This is a genomic window from Leptospira alstonii serovar Sichuan str. 79601 (assembly GCF_000347175.1).
GTDB classification, from domain to species: Bacteria; Spirochaetota; Leptospiria; order Leptospirales; family Leptospiraceae; genus Leptospira; species Leptospira alstonii.
In genome coordinates, this window is sequence record NZ_ANIK01000097.1 from 1 (window position 1) to 2,384 (window position 2,384).

The following is a 2,384-nucleotide window of genomic DNA, read 5'->3' on the forward strand; positions in this document are numbered from 1 at the left end:
ACTTGCCCAAAAGAGGCATCCGAATAAACAGAAGGAATTCTTCTTTTTAATTCCTCTTCACTGATTCCCATTTGAACTCCTACTAACGAGGAAGTTCATCGTTCTTTACCAAATTAAAAGAAAGTGAATTTTGTAAATGAGTAGGAATGATCCGATTTGTAGGCTCAAATTATCTCGTTAGAGAGCAGGAAAATAGAAGTTGTTATTATCAGAATTCCAAGGAATGAATATTTGGTTCACGATCAAGACTGATTGAATGAGTTTTAAAAAGAAGCGTGCATCAAAAGAAACACGCTCTAAAGTTCTTAGCTTTTAGTTACTTGAAAGAATCTAAGAAGTCTATATCTAAATCCTTCCAGAGGGGATAAGAAGAAAATCTGTCATATAATAACGCTGCCCGAAAAATGCCGTCGTCAGGTCCGTTTACTCTATAATGCAGAACCAATGTTATTCCATCTCTCGAAATCTTCTCAAGCGTGATGTTATTCTTATACGGCACAAAATAAAGTAGATGTGTTTCTCCTTGGTATTCAATTTCCCAAATAATTTTTCCTTCTTTCTGGAATAACTTTACATCTTGTTTGAAGCCGGTTTCAGAATCTTTCTCTAAAACAAGTCTTGTGAAAATTTCGAAAAACTGATAAGATCCAGCACTCGATCCGTCCGGATATAAAACCATATTCTTTAAATAGGGTTTAACAAATGGGTAATGGTTGACTAGATATGTTTGAACTTTTTTGTCGAAAAGATTGTTGCGGAATTTTTTAGCTTGATCTTTTAATTCTCCCTCATTGGCATTTTGTAAATAATGAACTAAATCACGAACAGAATTTTTGTTCACCTTTTCCCATTCAGAAACTTCCTTTTGCTTTTTTAATTGGCGCTCAGCTATTCGCTCCTCTATTATAGGCTTCATAGATAAAATTGATTTAGCTATATTTGGTGAGATAGCTTTTAGAAATCTTGAAAAATTGCGTTCTTCAATATCTCCTTTTTCCGAACTACGTGTAAAAATGTTATAAAAAACTAAAGGAGACCAAATCCAAAGTGTCTGTTCTTCAGTAAAATTATCTTCTTTTTTTGTTTCTCCATCAATGGAGTAGTCGACTGAGATACTATAACGATTTGATTTCCAGCAGGGAATCAAAATGCAAAAGTTGATAAATCCAATTTTTCCGAAAGTATCCTCATTTTCTCCAGCACCTCCTCTGATAGAAATTTGAATTTTGTCTTTATCGGATTCTGAATATTCTGTGAAATCAATAACGTTACTTAAATCCGTTTTCACGCTCCACTTGGTAGCGCCTGAACGTTGCGATACTGTGATATATCTGACTTCTGCTTTTGGTTTTGTAGTAGCTTCAAACTTCTCAATCTTATAATTCGGTTTAACCGAGTAGAGGCAATTCAAGAAACAAAAACACAATCCTATAAGTGAATAAATCAAATTCAATTTTTGCAAAGTATGACTCCTTCGATTCTAATTTAAATTGGTTTATAAATTCATTGGAAGAAAAAGGAATTGGAAAAACTAATAGAGTGGTTTTTCCGGTTTGAGTTGGCATTCGATGAGAGCCATAAAGCCGGGGGATCGAATGAGGTATCCCCAGGTCTTGATTGCTTCGAGACAATTATCAACAGACTGTTTGTCGTAATAGGCGTTAGAATCAATCCCTGCAACTTTGGAAGCGTTCATGTTGAGTAAGAAGTTGCTGGCTGTTAGGATGTTTTTGTCGTAAGCCGCAAGAATGGTAATCAAAGACTGAGAAGCGTCATCAATCTTTTGTTTTACTTCACTTCCTTTGACTCGATCATTCGCTAATCCTGCTTCGTTCATAAGATTACAGTTGAACATTATAAAAAAGACAACAGCTATGTTGAGAGTATGTTTTAAAAGATAAGACATGATTACCTCGGTAGCTCATATTTTTCAATTTCTGGAAAGTTGTTCTGACGAAACTTACGAAGTTCACCTTCGGATTCCAAAATGGAACCTTCAATCACTTGAATTGCTTTTTTGAAAGCCATAAATCCTGAGATAGAATTTGTCGAAACAGAGATGGAGGAAAATAGAGGGGAGTAATCCTTAACAATTCTTTTTTGTAACCAGATATGCATTACAGATAAACCGATGAAGCCTCCAAGAATCGGTATTGGAACGAATGTAAGAATCATCGATGCAGAGAATAAGCCAATAGCGAGAAAGTTTAGTTTTTTCTTAAATTCATCTCCATCCGGTTGGAGAGTGTAGAAAAAGTTTTTCCCCCAGTTCGAAAAATAATCTTTTGCAAATTCTTTTCTATCAATGGATTTGAGGAATTCCTGGTATTTTTCAATATAAGAATTTCCGTCTGTGATAGTTTTTTCAGAAGCATTCTCCAAAA

At 34.8% G+C, this 2,384-nt stretch carries 2 protein-coding genes and 2 pseudogenes; all 4 read right to left on the reverse strand.

Annotation, left to right across the window (positions count from 1 at the left end; genetic code table 11):
* A pseudogene (locus tag LEP1GSC194_RS23740) lies at positions 1–71 on the reverse strand (DUF932 domain-containing protein); the annotation flags it as partial.
* A 245-nt stretch (positions 72–316) separates the two neighbouring features.
* The gene (locus tag LEP1GSC194_RS17440) at positions 317–1,462 is read right to left on the reverse strand and encodes a hypothetical protein (RefSeq protein ID WP_020774824.1); all 1,146 of its coding nucleotides are present in this window, start codon (positions 1,460–1,462) and stop codon (positions 317–319) included.
* A 69-nt stretch (positions 1,463–1,531) separates the two neighbouring features.
* Positions 1,532–1,906, reverse strand: coding sequence for a TIGR04452 family lipoprotein (locus tag LEP1GSC194_RS17445; RefSeq protein WP_020774822.1), 375 nt, complete (start codon positions 1,904–1,906; stop codon positions 1,532–1,534).
* 2 nt (positions 1,907–1,908) lie between these two features.
* Positions 1,909–2,384 (reverse strand): annotated as a pseudogene (locus LEP1GSC194_RS17450) (hypothetical protein); the annotation flags it as partial.